Source organism: Shewanella sp. YQ_9 (assembly GCF_043103185.1).
GTDB lineage: Bacteria > Pseudomonadota > Gammaproteobacteria > Enterobacterales > Shewanellaceae > Shewanella > Shewanella algae.
The window spans coordinates 1-14,771 of sequence record NZ_JBICJO010000004.1 but is presented as its reverse complement, the minus strand read 5'-3'; the positions used below and the strand labels follow the sequence as shown (position 1 = coordinate 14,771).

The window sequence follows — 14,771 nt, the reverse complement described above, 5'->3', positions numbered from 1 at the left end:
AACTGTCCCTTTATGATCGCTTCAGACAAAAGTGGCGATAGAGCCATTCTCCGCCACCGAGCAGCCCCATCAGCAGATAGGCTATCAGGCCGTTGTACAGGGTCCAGGTCTCCAGGCTGGTAAACAGCGCCGTATAAGCCGCCATGCCGCCGTTGAAGACAAACAGACCGCACCAGAGTTGTGTGACCCTTACCAGGTAGGGCCTGGCTTCCTCGGGCAGATCCGGCTCGGCCAACCTGGCCAGACGTTCCACCATGCTGGGACCTTTAAGCAGCGAAGAGGCAAACAGCACCAGCATGCAGGCATTGACCAGCACAGGGTAGTACAGCAGCCAGTCCTGACGCTTGGCAAGCAAGCTGCCGAGCGCCAGCAGTAACCCCAGAACGACCGGGGCGGCCAGCGCCTTGAGCTTTTGCTTCCCCAGCAGCAACCTGGCACCGAGCAAGGCCGCCAGCAAGAGTGCCAGGCCATTGCCCGGCAGATAGTTCAGCCCCAGATATACCGCCAGGGGATATCCCAGCAGCAACAGGGCCGTGACTGTCTGAGCCAGGGCACGCATCAGTCTTTAACCAGTCCCTCGATGGCGTTAACCACGTCGTTGACCGTCCGTACCGACTTGAATTCATCGGGCTGGATCTTTTTGCCGGTCAGCTGCTGCAGTTTGATCACCAGATCCACCGCATCTATGCTGTCCAGATCCAGCTCTTCATAGAGGGAAGCCTCAGGGGTTATCGCCTCGGCATCCACTTCAAACTCATCGACCAGGATCTTGCTCAGCATTTCCAATATCTGTTCACGGCTTTGCATGAGCACCTCCTACGCGCGCTGGGATTCGATAAACGCGGCAAGGCTGGCAACACTGTAAAAGTGGGCCTTGGTTGCCTCTGAGTTGGCTTCGATCTTGACGTCGAACTGCTTCTTGATCGCCAAGCCCAGCTCAAGTGCATCGATGGAATCCAGTCCCAACCCCTCACCGAACAGCGGTGCTTCGGTATCTATATCGTCGATACTGATATCCTCAAGATCGAGGCAATCTATGATTAGCTGTTTAATTTCGTTATGTAAGCTCATAATTTATATCTAATTGTTGTTTGTAATAGGTTTCCAGATCTCTGGTGAGTTGGCGTGCCATCCGGGCATCGCCACCGCTTTCGGCATCATACCTCAGATGCGCTATGCTTGCCCCGGTTTCCACTTGCATCTGTATGGTGCGTCTCGGGATTTCGTACCAGGGATCCTGTTTGGTGAGTCCGGGATGAACCACCCTGAGTACCACTGGCAGAATATCGGCCCCGGTGCGTAGGGCGATATTGGCCGAACCGCGGGCAAAGGGATTGATCACTGCGCCTTTTACCGTGCGGGTGCCCTCGGGAAAGATGATCAGATTGGTGCCTCTGGCCAACACTTCACGGCAGTCCTGTAGCAGCAGCTCGGCGCCGCGATTGGGAATATAGCCGGCGGCGGAGACGACTCCGCGCAGAAAGGGGTTACGCCACAGTCCCTGTTTTACTATGCAGCCGGCATTGGGCATCAGGCTGATTAACACCACCACATCTATGAGGGTGGGGTGATTGGCAATCACCACCATGCCTTTGGCCTGCCGTAATCGCTGCAGATTGACTGTGCTGACCCTGACCACGCCGGCCCAGGTCAGCATATGCACAAAGCCGCGGAACATGTAGTGCACCGCTTTTTGTACTCTTTGAATGCGCACATCGCGCTCGCCGGGCCAGAACCTCAGCACAGGTAAAATGGTCAAGGAGCTCAGCAAGCCGCCGAGGCCGAAGGCGATATAACAGCTGATGCCGGCGAGCCAACGGGGAAAATAGCCGATACCGGTTGCCGGGGCTGTCATAGCGGCTCCCTTGAGGGTTCCAGCTGCCAATGCCAATGGGCCAGTTGCCCCTGGATTGCCGTGCCGTTTGCCAGTGCCTGCAGCAGTGCGCCGAAGCTCAGCGGCTGCCCGGCGCCGGTCTGCTGGCTCAGGGTAACTCTGGCTATGCCGGTAACATTGGCCGGGGCCAGCTGCAGAGACAAGGCCAGCGGCAGTTCCATCTCTTGGGTAAATTCATCATAGACTGGCGGCACAGGGTCATCGCCGAACACCAATAGCAGGGGGCTGGGGTCCTCGGCCAACTGGGCCCAGGCTTCCAACATGGCTTGGGACAGGGTATCTGTGCCCGCCGCCACTGAAGTGGAAGCGCCAGTATTACCCGTGACTATGCCAAACAGACCGCTGGCGGTGTTGTGAACCGATTGGCTGAAACCCATGGGGGAGAGTGGCTGCCTGGCAATAATATCCTGCAGCAGTTCTATGGTGCGATTGAGTTCGCCATGGCGCGAGGCAAATACGCTGCGGCATTGGCTGGGGGCTTCAGCCTGAAAGGCGGCTTCCAGCATCATCTTGCTCAGGCGGCTGAAACGGCGCCGCTGCATGGCGGCAACCTGGGGTAACTTGGGGGCAATGCGATCGCTGTCATCAAGGGCGCAGTTGCTACTTTGCCACTGCTGCCAATCTTGCTGCTGTTGATACTCCGGGGACCAGGCTCCCCAGGAGAGAATACTGAACGCTAGTTGCACTGCTTTGCCTCTGACACAGATCTTTGTTGCTATCCCTTACGGGTCGTGAGGGAGTGAATCTGTCGGGTCGGAATGCGACCGCCGTACCGATTGCCCGTTCCCTCTGAAACACCGGTACAAAGGGCCATATTCTACACTGAAAGTACGGGTTTTAAGAAGGGGTTTAGGTTACAGCTAAAGATCAGTTACAACTTTTCGCTAACAAGGGAATCACCCGGCGGGCGCCGGGTGATTCAGATGCCGCTCAGTTGCTCAGCTGGCTCTGCAGCCGCCGCAGTACCGTCTTGATCTTACGGGTGTTGTCGGGACCCATACGTACCAGCATTTTCTGCGCGTTGGGCAGGGCTTCCAGTTTGGGATCGACAAACTTGTAGTTCACGCTGATGGCGTACAGCTCGATAGGATCTTCTATCACTGGGGTTGCCAACAGCACCTTGATGGCTTGTTGCATCCGCTCATCGAATTTGAGGTTGGGGTAACCCAGCTCATCGAAGGCCTGCTCCAGCAGCGGCGACAACTGACGATAGGTGTTGAGCAATTGCTCGTCGTTGAGGCCGGTGAGGAAGTCGGCGTAAAGGTCGTATCTGTGATAACTATCCGGATCCAGATAGGTTTTGTTGGAGATTTCAGATACTGTGAAGGTGTCGCTCGGGCCTTTCATCGGACTGGTTTTACGGGCCAGTTCGCCTTGGGCAAGGTTATCGACAAACACCACGAACTGGCGTACCAGATCTTGTTCAACCAGCAGTGGCTCTATCTTCATGCCATCAGCCATAGCCACTGCCTTTTCATGAACATATTCATCACTTTCGGCCAGTGAAGGCAGAGGTTGTTCCGGCTCGACTTCGGGCTGAACCACTTCAGGTTCTGGCTCGGGTACGGTTTCAGGTTCAGGCACCTGGACTTGGGTTTGCAGCGGTTCGCTGGGAGCGGGTTCGGGGAGTTCAACCTGGGTGGGCTCTGCTGCTTGCTGCGGCTCTTGTTCGCCGCTGAAATAGTAGTAGGCTCCTCCTGCAATCAGCAATACCAACACCAATAGGATGATAGCAATGCCACTGTTGCCAGAGGACTTTTCCTGCGGCGCGATTCTATCTTCTTGATTGACTTGCATTGGATTTCCTTTCATTGATACCTGTTAGGCAGCGCCTCTCCCATTCTGCAAATATTGGCCATCTTGTCCAGCGTTCGGCCGCCCGGCAGCAGGATTTATTTGTGAAATATTGCCAGTAGAGCAGATCCTGTGGTGATTGACTTGAACCCCGGCTGAACTCTCGGCAACTTTGTGACGTTTTTAGCGCACTAGGCCTGAACATACTGCTGCCGGTCGCCCAGCCAACGCTGAATGATGGCATCGACATTCTCCGGTGCTTGGCTCATCACGTGGCGAGCCAGTTTCTGGATGTGGGGAATAAGCGCCTGATCCCGTACCAGATCGGCCACCTTCATATCGGCTATACCTGTCTGGCGGGTGCCCAGCACTTCACCGGGGCCGCGGATCTCCAGATCTTTTTGGGCAATCACAAAGCCGTCGTTGCTCTGACGCAATACTCCAAGCCGTTTGGTAGCCGTGTGTGACAGCGGTGCCTTGTACAGCAGGACGCAGTGGCTGGCCACGGCGCCGCGACCGACCCGGCCGCGCAACTGGTGCAACTGTGCCAGCCCGAGCCGTTCCGGGTTTTCGATGATCATCAGACTGGCGTTGGGTACATCGACCCCCACTTCAATGACAGTGGTGGCCACCAACAACTTGAGGTCGCCGCGTTTGAAGCTATCCATGACTTGTTGTTTTTCGGCGCTCTTCATACGGCCATGTACCAGGCCTATGCTCAGCTCCGGCAGGGCGGCACGCAGTTCTTCGCAGGTGTCTTCGGCCGCCTGGCACTCAAGCACTTCGGATTCCTCGATAAGGGTGCAGACCCAGTAGGCCTGGCGACCGTCATTGAGCGCCGCCTGACGTACCCTATCGATCACCTCCTGACGCCGACTGTCACTGATGGCCACTGTGGTGACCGGGGTGCGCCCCGGCGGCAACTCGTCGATGATGGAGGTATCCAAATCCGCATAGGCGGTCATCGCCAGGGTGCGGGGAATAGGGGTTGCCGTCATGATCAGCTGGTGGGGATGAAAACCCTGGCTGATGCCTTTCTCTCTCAGCCCCAGGCGCTGATGTACGCCGAATCTGTGTTGCTCATCTATGATGATCAACGCCAGCTTGTGAAACTGTACCTGTTCTTGAAAGATGGCGTGGGTGCCTATCACCATGTGGGCACTGCCGGAGGCGATATCCTCCAGCGACTGAGCCCTGGCCTTGCCCTTGAGCTTGCCCGCCAGCCAGCCGACCTTGAGCCCCAATGGCTCCAGCCACTGACTGAAATTAATCGCATGTTGCTCGGCCAACAGCTCAGTGGGTGCCATCATGGCCACCTGATAACCGTTTTCTATCGCCTGCAGTGCGGCCATGGCCGCCACCAGGGTCTTGCCCGAGCCAACATCGCCCTGAACCAGGCGCATCATGGGTTGCGGCTTTTCAATATCGCGGCCGATATCTGCCACCACTCGCTGCTGCGCCCCCGTAGGTTTAAAGGGCAAGGCGGCGAGGAAGGGATTGAGTAAAGCGCGGGTGGCGGGCAAAGGCACGGCTTTGTCATGATTACTGCGCTCTCTGAGCTTGAGCATAGACAGGTTATGCGCCAGCAGTTCTTCCTGCACCAGGCGTTGCTGCGCCGGGTGTTGCCCCTGTTCCAGACGGTAGATATCGACATCCGCCGGGGGCCTATGCAGGGTGCGCACCGCCTGAGCCAGGCTTTGCTGATTGGGGCGCAGCGCCTCGGGCAGTAACTCCTGCAGTCCGTCCTCCTGCAGCAGGTTTAGAGCCTGCTCGGTCAATTTCATCCAACTGGCCTGCTTGAGCCCTTCAGTGGTGGGATAGATGGGCGTCAGGGTTTCACTGAGGTTGGGCGGTTCGTCGCCTTTGAGTATCTTGTAATCCGGATGAATGATCTCGGCCTGGTGGTTACCTCGGCGCACTTCGCCGTAGGCTCTAATGGTCAGACCTTGTTGCATGGCATTGCGCTGGGCGGCTGAGAAATTGAAGAACCTCAGGGTCATGGTGCCGCTGTCATCACGGACATTGCAGATCAACATACGCTTGCGGCCATTGATGATCTGGCTGGACTGAATTTCGGCTTCTATGGTGCCGTAGCTGCCGGGAGTAAGGCTGGCTATGGGGTAGATGCGGGTTCTGTCTTCGTAGCGCAGCGGCAGGTGGAACAGCAGATCCTGTACCGTGTTGATTCCGAGCTTGTGCAGTTTCTCAGCCATTTTAGCGGCTACGCCCTTGAGCTCGGTGATAGCAATAAGATCCAGTCTCTGCAAACCTTTAGCACCGGATTACTGTGAATTTATACATATACTATCAGAGAAATAGCCCTTGGCAATGCGTTGCGTTTATCGGCTGGGTAAAGTGTGGCGCAATGGTGGCAGGGCTTCTGCCTGGGGGCGAGTGTATGGCAAAAGCCCTGATATATTGGTGGCAGATTAATCTGTCAGCGCCACCAGTTGAGCAGGGTGACCAGGGGCTTTATCAGTAGCTGAACACTGCCTATTACAAACAGCCAGGCGCCGATAATAGTGTGAACATCTGTGAGAAAAAAGAAGCTGCCCAGTAGAAAACAGAGAGCGACTATCAGGTCGCTTAGGGTATTGAACAAGGCGTGTTTGGGAAGAGGGGTGGCGGGGGCTTTGATATCTTGCTCGGCAAAATATCGCTGCTTACTGTCGATCATGGTTCCTTCTTGGTAGTTATGATTCGCCGCGATACCTTAACGCTGCCATCCTCCGAGCGCAAATCTAATTCCCTTTGTTTTTGTGTGTATAAATATATCAACATAATCATTGAATTAAGTTAACAGCTGGCCCCTTTGGTTTGTCAGGCTTGGCTAAAGAGTAGCGTAACTTAACGGCCCAGGCCTGAACCCTGGGTAACTGTTATTTCGCCGTTAAAGCCTATCAGTTCGGCGAGTGTTTGTGCGTAGGCTCTGGCCTTGTCTGTGGCCTGCTTTTGAGGTTTGAACAGGCCAAAACCGAGTCGCTCACGCTCAGCAAAACAGAGTACCACGCTGACACTTATGAGCTCTTCGTCAGTCAGGTGTTCAAGCATGTGACTTCTGAATCTTTCGTTATAGGTATTGCGTTGCACCTCTATGCGGCAGAGTTGACTGAGAGGCTTGCTTTTTCCGCCCCGGAAGAAGCAGCCCTGTTGCAGATCCAGAGTAACGGGTTTGAGCAGGCGGTAGAGGTTCAGGCCCATGATGATGCCGCTGAGCCCCAGCACTATAGCTATGATGGCAGCCGTAAACCAAGTGTCCTGTCTGGCTGGGTCCAACACCAGTACTCCCAGAATTCCGGCAAGCATCGCCAGTAGTCCCCAAAGCGCGTATTTCAGTTGCGTTTGCCTGCTGAGCCAGACGAGTTTCAACTTGCCTGGCTCAGCCTCGAGCTTTGTCATCAGCATATGCTGCTGATATTGGCATAGCCTGGTCTGCTGTGGGTTTTTGGTCATAAAATGGTCACCATGAAATCAGTAGTTCGTCGTAAAACCCAGTGCTCAAACCAGCAGGCTCGAGTGAGCCGCTATCAGTTGCCAGCCGGTTGTCCTGTGCAGCCAAACCCGGGTAAAGCGAAAACGGCCGTTGGTCGGCGCTTTGGCATAGCTGCCTTGAATATTCACCTCCGCCGACACTATCGCAGTCCCCTGATGCAGCCGTATCTCTTCGGCCAGGATGTCTATCCGAGTGATGTTGAGCAGGCCTGAGCTGTGGGCATGCAGATCCTCTGCTTTGCCGAGCACTTGCCCCAGGTGATTGGTGAATATCAGTTGAGGCGACAACAGTCTATCCAGCAAATTGATATCCGAATTCAACATGGCGCTACGCAGTTGGCTTTCCAGTTGCTGAATGTCTGAGATGTGATTCATGGTTATTCCCAAGGCCTGATGAGTGACGGCAAAGAGGCAAGAAGGTTTAAAAAATACTGACTTTGGCACACTTGCCACAGTACCAGGAGTTCTGCCATTGATTCAGTGCCGCCTGGTATTGCTGCATCGACTTTCGCCCTCCCAAGTAGTTTTTCCACAGCCAATCGGCGCTCAGGATCAGAGTAAAACAGGAGACAAAAAAGCACAGCACTCCCAGCCAAAAACTGCTCCAGTTGCTGCCTGCCTGAAACCCCAGGTAGCCGCCCAAGAGTAGTCCGGGGAAAGCCGCCAGAAATAGCACCAAGGGCTGAGGGTCAGATGGCGGCGAGCAGCGCTTGGCCAGTTCGGTTTGCAGTTGGGCGCCACCCTTGAGTTTTTGTTTTCCATGCACAGAGAAGGGCTGGTTGTTCCACACGGGTTTGGCCGAGGCGCTGACTGAAACTTCTGTTGTGCCTTCGGCATGAATGGCTTTGAAGTGTCTGATATTGTCTGAGCCGCAATGTCTGCAACGCATTGATTGTTCTCCTTAACTTGGGCTAACTGGATCCCTGATTCTTCTCGTCCAAACAACAGCCTTCGGGTAACAAGCCTTTGCTGGTCGCCGAGTCATGGTAAAGCTTTTAGCCTCGGCGGTGAACCCGAAAACCAGCTACAGGCACTCTTTTTATCCGTATTCGCAGCGTTTGGGTAAACTCATATAAATTAACTTCTATGCACTTATGATGAAAATATATTCATTGGATGCTGGAAGTGTGAAAGATAGTTCATCTGCGGATGGCCAATTTCATATTGATCGATTGGATTGCCAATACAAATTTCGCCGGAATGTTTGCTAAAGCAGAGCGGTTTCAATATTTGAGCCGTATTTGGCTTAACTTAGTCTATACATCTGCCGAGGTAGACTTTATCTATTTACAATAATCATACAGGTTTGGCCCCATATTTAACTCATTGAGATTAATGAAAATACATTAGGAATTTATATTCCTTGAATATTAAATGGTTCAAAAAATAAATAAAAAATAATTGAACCAGGGGGCGTAATGACAGCAGCAATATCGGCAGTAGAAATCACCAGGGGCTCGGCACAGTGGAAGGCGGCAACCCGCTTCGACAGCACGGACTGGGGCTGGGTGATCATCAGTATAGGCATGGCCATTGGCGCGGGGATAGTATTTCTGCCCATTCAAATAGGCTTGATGGGACTTTGGGTATTCCTGCTATCGGCCATTATTGGCTATCCAGCCATGTATATGTTTCAGAAACTATTTATTAATACCTTGGTGGAATCTCCCAAATGCCAGGATTATCCGGATGTGATTTCCGGTTATCTGGGGAAAAACTGGGGAATATTACTGGGTGTGCTCTATTTCTTGATGTTGGTGATTTGGGTATTGGTTTATTCGACCGCAATTACCAATGACAGCGCTTCTTTCCTGCAGAGTTTTGGCCTCACCAAACAGCTGTTGTCCGATAATCCCTTCTACGGGTTGGCACTGGTTTGCATCCTGGTGAGTCTGGCATCCAGAGGCGAGGCGCTGCTATTCAAGGTTTCATCCTTTATGGTACTCACCAAATTGAGCGTGATCGCGATATTGGGTTTCATGATGATAGAGCAGTGGGATCTGAATAACATAGGTGCGGTTCCCACTCCCCAGAGTGGCTTCAAAGACACTATTGTTATGCTGCCATTTACCCTGTCATCGATTCTGTTTGTGACCAACCTGAGCCCTCTGGTGATCTCCTATCGTGCCAGGGAAAAGTCGATAGAGGTGGCGCGCTACAAGGCTCAGAGAGCGATGAAGTTGGCCTTCGGCATACTTTTTGTGGTGGTATTTTTCTATGCCGTGTCTTTCAGCCTGGCCATGGGGCATGACCAGGCGCTAAAAGCCTACGATGAGAATATCTCCGCCTTGGCCATGGTGGCTCAGGGTATCCCCGGAGACACCATCAAGCTGTTCAGCCTGATCCTGAATATTTTTGCCGTTATGACAGCCTTCTTTGCGGTTTACATGGGGTTTCGTGAAGCCTGTTATGGCCTGACCATGAACTTGCTGAGGCGCACCACTGCGGAAGAGAAGATCAATACCAAGTACGTCAATCGCGGCATTATTTTGTTCACCATACTGCTTGCCTGGGGCGCCATCTGTTTCAATGCGCCTGTGCTCAGCTTTACCAGCATCAGCAGCCCGATCTTCGGCCTGGTGGGATGTTTGATCCCGGCTTACCTGGTCTATCGGGTGCCTGCGCTGCATAAATATAAGGGCTTGTCTCTCTACATAGTTATCGCGACCGGCATCTTGCTGTGTCTGTCCCCCTTGCTGACGTTCAGCTGAAGCCTTGTCGCAAGGCCTTGAGCAGGTTGGAGTTCCTGCTCAAGGCCTACCCAGCTTCACCCCCAAGTTTTGGGACGTAATCCATCACGCAATTCACTCTCTCTGTCGTTTAAGGAATCCTATGCACGAGTATCTGCTGTTTTCCCTGGGCGTATTACCGCTCTTGGTCATGATCCTGCTGATCCTGAAAATCAAGATGCCGATACATCAGGCGGTGTTAATCACTCTGTTACTGACCCTGGTCGAGGCAACCATTTTCTGGCATACCCCGGCACAGACATTGGGCTCGGCCATGGCTTATGGGGTTATCAAAGGCTTGTGGCCAATAGTGATAGTGATCCTGGGGGCCATCTTCAGCTATAACCTGATGCTTCAAACCCGCAGCATGGAGGTACTGAAAAACCTTCTCGCCGGGATCAGCGACGATAAGCGGATCCAGGTGTTACTGATCTCCTGGTGTTTTGGCGGATTTCTCGAGGCCGCCGCCGGATACGGCACAGCAGTGGCGATTCCTATCGGGATATTGATTGCTCTGGGTTTCAAGCCGCTGAAGGCGGCGATTGCTTCTCTGGTGGCCAACACAGTGCCTACGGCGTTTGGTGCCGTGGGGATCCCTGTGTCGATTCTGGCTGAGCAGGTAAACCTGCCTGTGACTGAGCTCAGCGGCACAGTTATCGCGCAGTTGGCACTGTTTACCTTGCTGCTGCCTTTTGTGATTGTCGCCATCATAGGGGATGGATTCAAGGCGATACGGGGAGTGTTTGGTATTTCGCTGGTATGCGGAATTGCAACACTGCTGCCGCAGTACTTTGTCGCCATTCATCTGGGGGCTGAGTTGCCCGCCTTTGCCGGCAGTTTGGTCAGTTTGCTGGTGGTGGCCTTGATGGCTAAAAAACGCCAAAAGCCCACCCCGGCCGCTTATCGTATCGACAATGGCCAGTGCCGCATCACCGGCCACTACAGTAGCGGACAAATCTTCAAAGCCTGCGCCATCTATCTGCTGATCTTTGTGTTTATTCTGCTGTGCTCGCCGCTGTTTCCGGAAATCAAGAGCCTGCTGACTCAGGTGTCTTCCAAGCCGGTATTTCCGCTGGCCAATGGGGTGGAGCTGAGTTTGACCATTGACTGGATTGCCACGCCGGGTGTCTTGATCATTCTGGCGACCTTTATCGGCGGTACCCTTCAGGGAGCCTCATTGGCCAGCATGTTAAAGGTGTTCAGCGCGACGTTAAAGCAGCTGAAAACCTCCATCATAGCCATCACCGCCATAGTGGCGATGGCAACCGTGATGGATGTCAGCGGTCTGATAACAGATATGGCCCATACCCTGGTGAATATTACCGGAGGGGCATATCTGTTTATCGCCCCCTTGATTGGCGCGTTGGGGACTTTTGTCACCGGCAGCGATACCAACTCCAATGTGCTGTTTGGTAAGTTGCAAACAGTGGCTGCGGAAAAGCTGCAGGTGGATCCGCTGTGGCTGGCTGCCGCCAATACCTCCGGAGCCACGGGCGGGAAAATGATCTCGCCCCAGAGCATAGCCATTGCCGTGTCTGCGACCCGGATGGAGGGCCAGGGCAGCGCTATCATGTCCGGCACCATCAAATACTGTATGGCTTACATCCTGATCCTGGGGCTTAAGGTGGGCCTGGTGTATTACCTGTTTATGAGCTGATGTCAGAGAATTTCTTCGACGAGGAGTTTACGCGAGGAGTTATTGTCTCGCGTACTCTTTGTGCAAAGAGAGCTTGCCGCTGACAGGCCAGAGTAATGGCAGTATGCTTGTTACTTGCCCGCCTGCTTACAGCCAGCCCTTTTGTTTGGCGATTCGGGCGGCATCGATACGATTGGAGGCTCCCAGCTTGTTGATGGCTTCCGACAGATAGTTGCGTACCGTGCCTTCACTGATAAAGAGAGCAGCGGCAATCTCGCCGCTGCTCTTGCCCTCGGCGGCCAGTCGCAGGGCACGGCGTTCTTTGTCGGATAGCGGGTCTTGCTCCCCAAGAGCCAGCATGGCCAGTTCGGGGGCAATGACTTTTTTACCTTGCATCACCTTGGCTATGGCCTCGACCAGTTCCTCCACCGGGGCATCCTTGAGCAGGAAGCCGCAGACACCGGCCTCCAGCGCCCGTTTGATATAGCCGGCGCGGCCAAAGGTGGTGATGATAATGGTCTTCAGCGCAGGTTGCTCTCGGGCGACCCAGGCAGCCAGCTCCAGCCCCGAAGTGCCGGGCATTTCGATATCTGTCAGCAGCAGTTGAAAATCCTCGGTCTTGAGCAGTGCCAATGCCTGGTCGCCATCCGTGGCCTGGGTGACGCTGAAGTCCCCGGAGAGTTGCAGCAGGCCGGCAAGCGCGCCGCGAACCATGGCTTGATCTTCCGCCAGCAATATCTTCATACCTGGCCCTCCTGGGGATTTTTGTGTTGCTCTTGGGCGAGCTTGTCCATGTTCTCGGTACTCTCGGTTTTCACTGTGCTCTTTGCTTTCTCAATGCCCTCTCCCTGAGCCGATAACAGCTGTTGTCTGGGCAGCAGTAAAAGAGCGCTGAACCCCTTTGCTGTATCGATTTGCAGCTCTCCACCCAAGAGGGCAAGCCGCTCGGCTATGCCTTTGAGGCCGTTCCCCGGAGTGGGTTTGAGCCTTATAGTGCCGTTGTCTCTCAGGCAAATAGTAAGTTGAGGCTCCAGGGTAAAGCTCAAGTGTGCCTCTGTGGCATCACTGTGCCTGAGAATATTGCTCACCAGTTCGGTCAGGATCAGTATCAGTTGGCTTTCTGCCAGTGGCGACAGCACAGGCAGTTCCCCCTCCAGGCTGACCGCCAAGCCTTTTTCGCGCAAGCGCCGACAGAGTTGGGCGCAGCAGCTATCAAGCCCCTGATGCCGATAGTCGGCCACAGCCCGGCGAATTTGGCTCAGGCTGTCACGGGCAATCTGCGCCAGTTCAGTGAGTTGTTCCCGACTGGCTTGCAGATCATTTTTTTGCAGCAGCTTGTTCGCCAGCTCGGCCTTGAGGGCGATGGAAGAGAGTTGATGTCCCATGAGGTCGTGCAGATCTCTGCCGATACGCTCCCGCTCCAACATGGTCGCCAGGGCACGGATCTCCTCTTCGCTACGGCGGGCTTGTCGTTTGGCCTGTTGGCGTTTGCGTTCGGCGACCCCAAGCAGAGAGATAGCGGCTGTCAGGCCGCAGCCATAATAGACAAAATAGAGGCCGTTAAAACCCAGCAACTGATTCAATGCCAGTAGCACCAGGGCGATCAGCAATAATGCCGGCAAGAGCAGCCTGAGAGGATAAAAAAAGCCGATAAAGAAGGCGGCGAAGGTAAACAGCGACAAAGAACCCGGGTTGGCGGGGGTGATCAAAATAGCCAGTAGGATGATCCCCAGAATTGGCCAGTGCACTTTAGCCCTATCGGCGCCATAGGCGCGAAAATAACAGTAGATAAAGGGCGGCAAAACCAGCAGGCTGGCGAGCCATTGCCAGGGCGACACCGGCATAATAAACAGTGGGATAAAGTAAAAGGCCAGATTGACCAGATAGTATTTGGCCAGTTTGAGTTCGGTTTGAGTCTGTGGATCCTGCATCGGTTGTCCTCGCATCTCCAGCGCAAATAATGGCGTGTATCGGTGCACAAGTAAACCGGATCCCCGGGCGGAGATCCGGTCGAGACCTTAAGGTGGTGCGAATAAACCCCAGTGGCGCTCTGGTACGCACCTTCCCTTATTGCTGCGTTTGTTTTGACAGAAGAAAACCCGCCCAGGCGTAGTCAGGATCCAGTGCCAGCGCTTGTTGCCAACTCCGGCTGGCGGCTTTGGATTGCCCCAGCTGTTGCTGTATCACTCCCCGCCAGGTGTAGGCTTCGGCCTGACCCCAGCAGATATCGCTGCAGGGATTGGCATAGAGTTTCAGGGCGCGTTCAATTTCCTGCAGGGCTCTGTCACTGCTGCCACCATACTCGACAGGAGTATAGAAACTGGAGATGGCGCCAATGAGCGCGACTCTGGGGCTGTTGGGTGCCAGTTGTCTGGCATCTTGCAGAGACTTGCCTGCAGCTTTCCCCAGAGTTGCCGACTGGCTTGGATTGGCGGTTATCTGCATACCATAAACAGCAGACAGAAGTGCCAGAGCTTCACCGTCCTTGTTGAAGTTCGGTTGAGCAAGACTTTCGGCCGCTGTGGCCAAGGCCTGATCCCGGGTCTGAAGCTGGCCGAGTATATTGGCGCTGACAGCCAAACGATAGTTGGCGTAGGCCTGTTGATATCCCTGACTGTTGTCGGCGTAGAGGCTCAAGGTGTCAATGTCGATTTGATTTGCAGCGGCATCGATTTCATCAATGGTGGCTGCCTGGGTTGAGAGGGCCAGACTCAGGCCCAATAACAGTGTGAGTTTACGCATCATTCGCTCCTTGGATGAACAGACTCGAATCTGAGTCGGGTTTAGTATTCCCGAGAGCCTGAATTGGCGGTATTCACAAAGGTCATAAGTTGCAGGTGACAAATGTCATCATTACCGGCAAGTCACTGGCCTTGGTGGATATGCCGGCCGATGCCGTTTTCAAGATCAATCATAAGCTGGATAAGGATCTGACCACGGCGCCGGTAAAACTGAGCCGTGCCAGCATGTCAGCCATAGATGACAATACCCTGGCGATGACGTTGAGCTATGAAGATGGCACCAAGCAGGTAATGCTGGGGCGTAAGCAGGGGGAGATGGTGGACTTCTACCTGGATCAGGAATTCATTGCCAGTGTCAGCATAGCTGAGATGGAGAGTTATGTAGCGGCTCGCTCTTGAGCGCTTCTGGGCTGTTTGGGCCCTTAACTTGGTGATATCCCGGGTTTTGACTATCCATTCTTGACGTCAAAACCCGGGATTTTTTT

The 14,771-nt window shown here is 54.1% G+C and carries 17 protein-coding genes; 3 read left to right on the top strand and 14 right to left on the bottom strand.

All coding sequences use genetic code 11. From position 1 onward, the window contains the following. Positions 1 to 10: 10 nt before the first annotated feature. The 11 genes from ACF8D4_RS01200 to ACF8D4_RS01150 form a co-directional block, all read right to left on the bottom strand. Complete coding sequence (locus ACF8D4_RS01200) at positions 11 to 559, bottom strand: hypothetical protein (RefSeq protein ID WP_025010132.1); 549 nt, start codon at positions 557 to 559, stop codon at positions 11 to 13. Further along, positions 559 to 807 (bottom strand): acyl carrier protein, encoded by a 249-nt coding sequence (locus ACF8D4_RS01195; RefSeq protein WP_025010131.1) that lies wholly within the window; start codon positions 805 to 807, stop codon positions 559 to 561. The genes ACF8D4_RS01200 and ACF8D4_RS01195 overlap by 1 nt, the downstream gene beginning before the upstream one ends. Positions 808 to 816: 9 nt before the next feature. Beyond that, positions 817 to 1,071: a phosphopantetheine-binding protein gene (locus ACF8D4_RS01190; protein ID WP_025010130.1), complete on the bottom strand. Its 255-nt coding sequence runs from the start codon at positions 1,069 to 1,071 to the stop codon at positions 817 to 819. Continuing rightward, positions 1,058 to 1,855 (bottom strand): 1-acyl-sn-glycerol-3-phosphate acyltransferase, encoded by a 798-nt coding sequence (locus ACF8D4_RS01185; protein WP_144131443.1) that lies wholly within the window; start codon positions 1,853 to 1,855, stop codon positions 1,058 to 1,060. Before ACF8D4_RS01185 ends, ACF8D4_RS01190 begins: the two co-directional genes overlap by 14 nt. After that, complete coding sequence (locus tag ACF8D4_RS01180) at positions 1,852 to 2,580, bottom strand: beta-ketoacyl synthase chain length factor (RefSeq protein WP_054744177.1); 729 nt, start codon at positions 2,578 to 2,580, stop codon at positions 1,852 to 1,854. Before ACF8D4_RS01180 ends, ACF8D4_RS01185 begins: the two co-directional genes overlap by 4 nt. Positions 2,581 to 2,824: 244 nt before the next feature. Further along, complete coding sequence (locus ACF8D4_RS01175; protein ID WP_028780067.1) at positions 2,825 to 3,691, bottom strand: DUF3014 domain-containing protein; 867 nt, start codon at positions 3,689 to 3,691, stop codon at positions 2,825 to 2,827. Positions 3,692 to 3,879: 188 nt separating this feature from the next. Then, positions 3,880 to 5,955 carry an ATP-dependent DNA helicase RecG gene (recG, locus tag ACF8D4_RS01170; RefSeq protein WP_208125224.1) on the bottom strand — a complete coding sequence of 692 codons (2,076 nt, stop codon included), beginning with the start codon at positions 5,953 to 5,955 and terminating at the stop codon, positions 3,880 to 3,882. A 170-nt stretch (positions 5,956 to 6,125) separates the two neighbouring features. Further along, entirely contained in the window at positions 6,126 to 6,365 is a 240-nt protein-coding gene (locus ACF8D4_RS01165; protein ID WP_037474551.1) for a YrhK family protein, read from the bottom strand. Between the two features lie 170 nt (positions 6,366 to 6,535). Further along, a complete protein-coding gene (locus ACF8D4_RS01160) occupies positions 6,536 to 7,141 on the bottom strand; it encodes a hypothetical protein (protein ID WP_392464396.1) in 606 nt (201 codons plus the stop codon). Positions 7,142 to 7,186: 45 nt separating this feature from the next. Beyond that, on the bottom strand, positions 7,187 to 7,555 hold the full coding sequence (locus tag ACF8D4_RS01155; RefSeq protein WP_096142495.1) for a nuclear transport factor 2 family protein: 369 nt from the start codon (positions 7,553 to 7,555) through the stop codon (positions 7,187 to 7,189). Between the two features lie 46 nt (positions 7,556 to 7,601). Further along, the gene (locus ACF8D4_RS01150) at positions 7,602 to 8,069 is read right to left on the bottom strand and encodes a hypothetical protein (RefSeq protein ID WP_144134953.1); all 468 of its coding nucleotides are present in this window, start codon (positions 8,067 to 8,069) and stop codon (positions 7,602 to 7,604) included. Positions 8,070 to 8,598: 529 nt separating this feature from the next. Between ACF8D4_RS01150 and ACF8D4_RS01145 the strand changes: the two genes are divergently transcribed. Next, entirely contained in the window at positions 8,599 to 9,891 is a 1,293-nt protein-coding gene (locus ACF8D4_RS01145) for an amino acid permease (RefSeq protein ID WP_144165026.1), read from the top strand. A gap of 121 nt (positions 9,892 to 10,012) precedes the next feature. Next, positions 10,013 to 11,566 carry an L-lactate permease gene (locus tag ACF8D4_RS01140; protein WP_392464394.1) on the top strand — a complete coding sequence of 518 codons (1,554 nt, stop codon included), beginning with the start codon at positions 10,013 to 10,015 and terminating at the stop codon, positions 11,564 to 11,566. Positions 11,567 to 11,692: 126 nt separating this feature from the next. Here ACF8D4_RS01140 and ACF8D4_RS01135 read toward each other — a convergent pair whose 3' ends face one another. The 3 genes from ACF8D4_RS01135 to ACF8D4_RS01125 form a co-directional block, all read right to left on the bottom strand. Further along, the gene (locus ACF8D4_RS01135) at positions 11,693 to 12,289 is read right to left on the bottom strand and encodes a DNA-binding response regulator (RefSeq protein ID WP_025010119.1); all 597 of its coding nucleotides are present in this window, start codon (positions 12,287 to 12,289) and stop codon (positions 11,693 to 11,695) included. Beyond that, a complete protein-coding gene (locus ACF8D4_RS01130) occupies positions 12,286 to 13,476 on the bottom strand; it encodes a histidine kinase (RefSeq protein ID WP_342188192.1) in 1,191 nt (396 codons plus the stop codon). Before ACF8D4_RS01130 ends, ACF8D4_RS01135 begins: the two co-directional genes overlap by 4 nt. Positions 13,477 to 13,612: 136 nt before the next feature. Next, on the bottom strand, positions 13,613 to 14,290 hold the full coding sequence (locus ACF8D4_RS01125) for a tetratricopeptide repeat protein (protein ID WP_234522512.1): 678 nt from the start codon (positions 14,288 to 14,290) through the stop codon (positions 13,613 to 13,615). Positions 14,291 to 14,376: 86 nt separating this feature from the next. On the opposite strand from ACF8D4_RS01125, the gene ACF8D4_RS01120 reads away from it, so the two are divergent. Beyond that, the gene (locus tag ACF8D4_RS01120; RefSeq protein ID WP_391575191.1) at positions 14,377 to 14,685 is read left to right on the top strand and encodes a hypothetical protein; all 309 of its coding nucleotides are present in this window, start codon (positions 14,377 to 14,379) and stop codon (positions 14,683 to 14,685) included. The last annotated feature ends 86 nt before the right edge of the window (positions 14,686 to 14,771 follow it).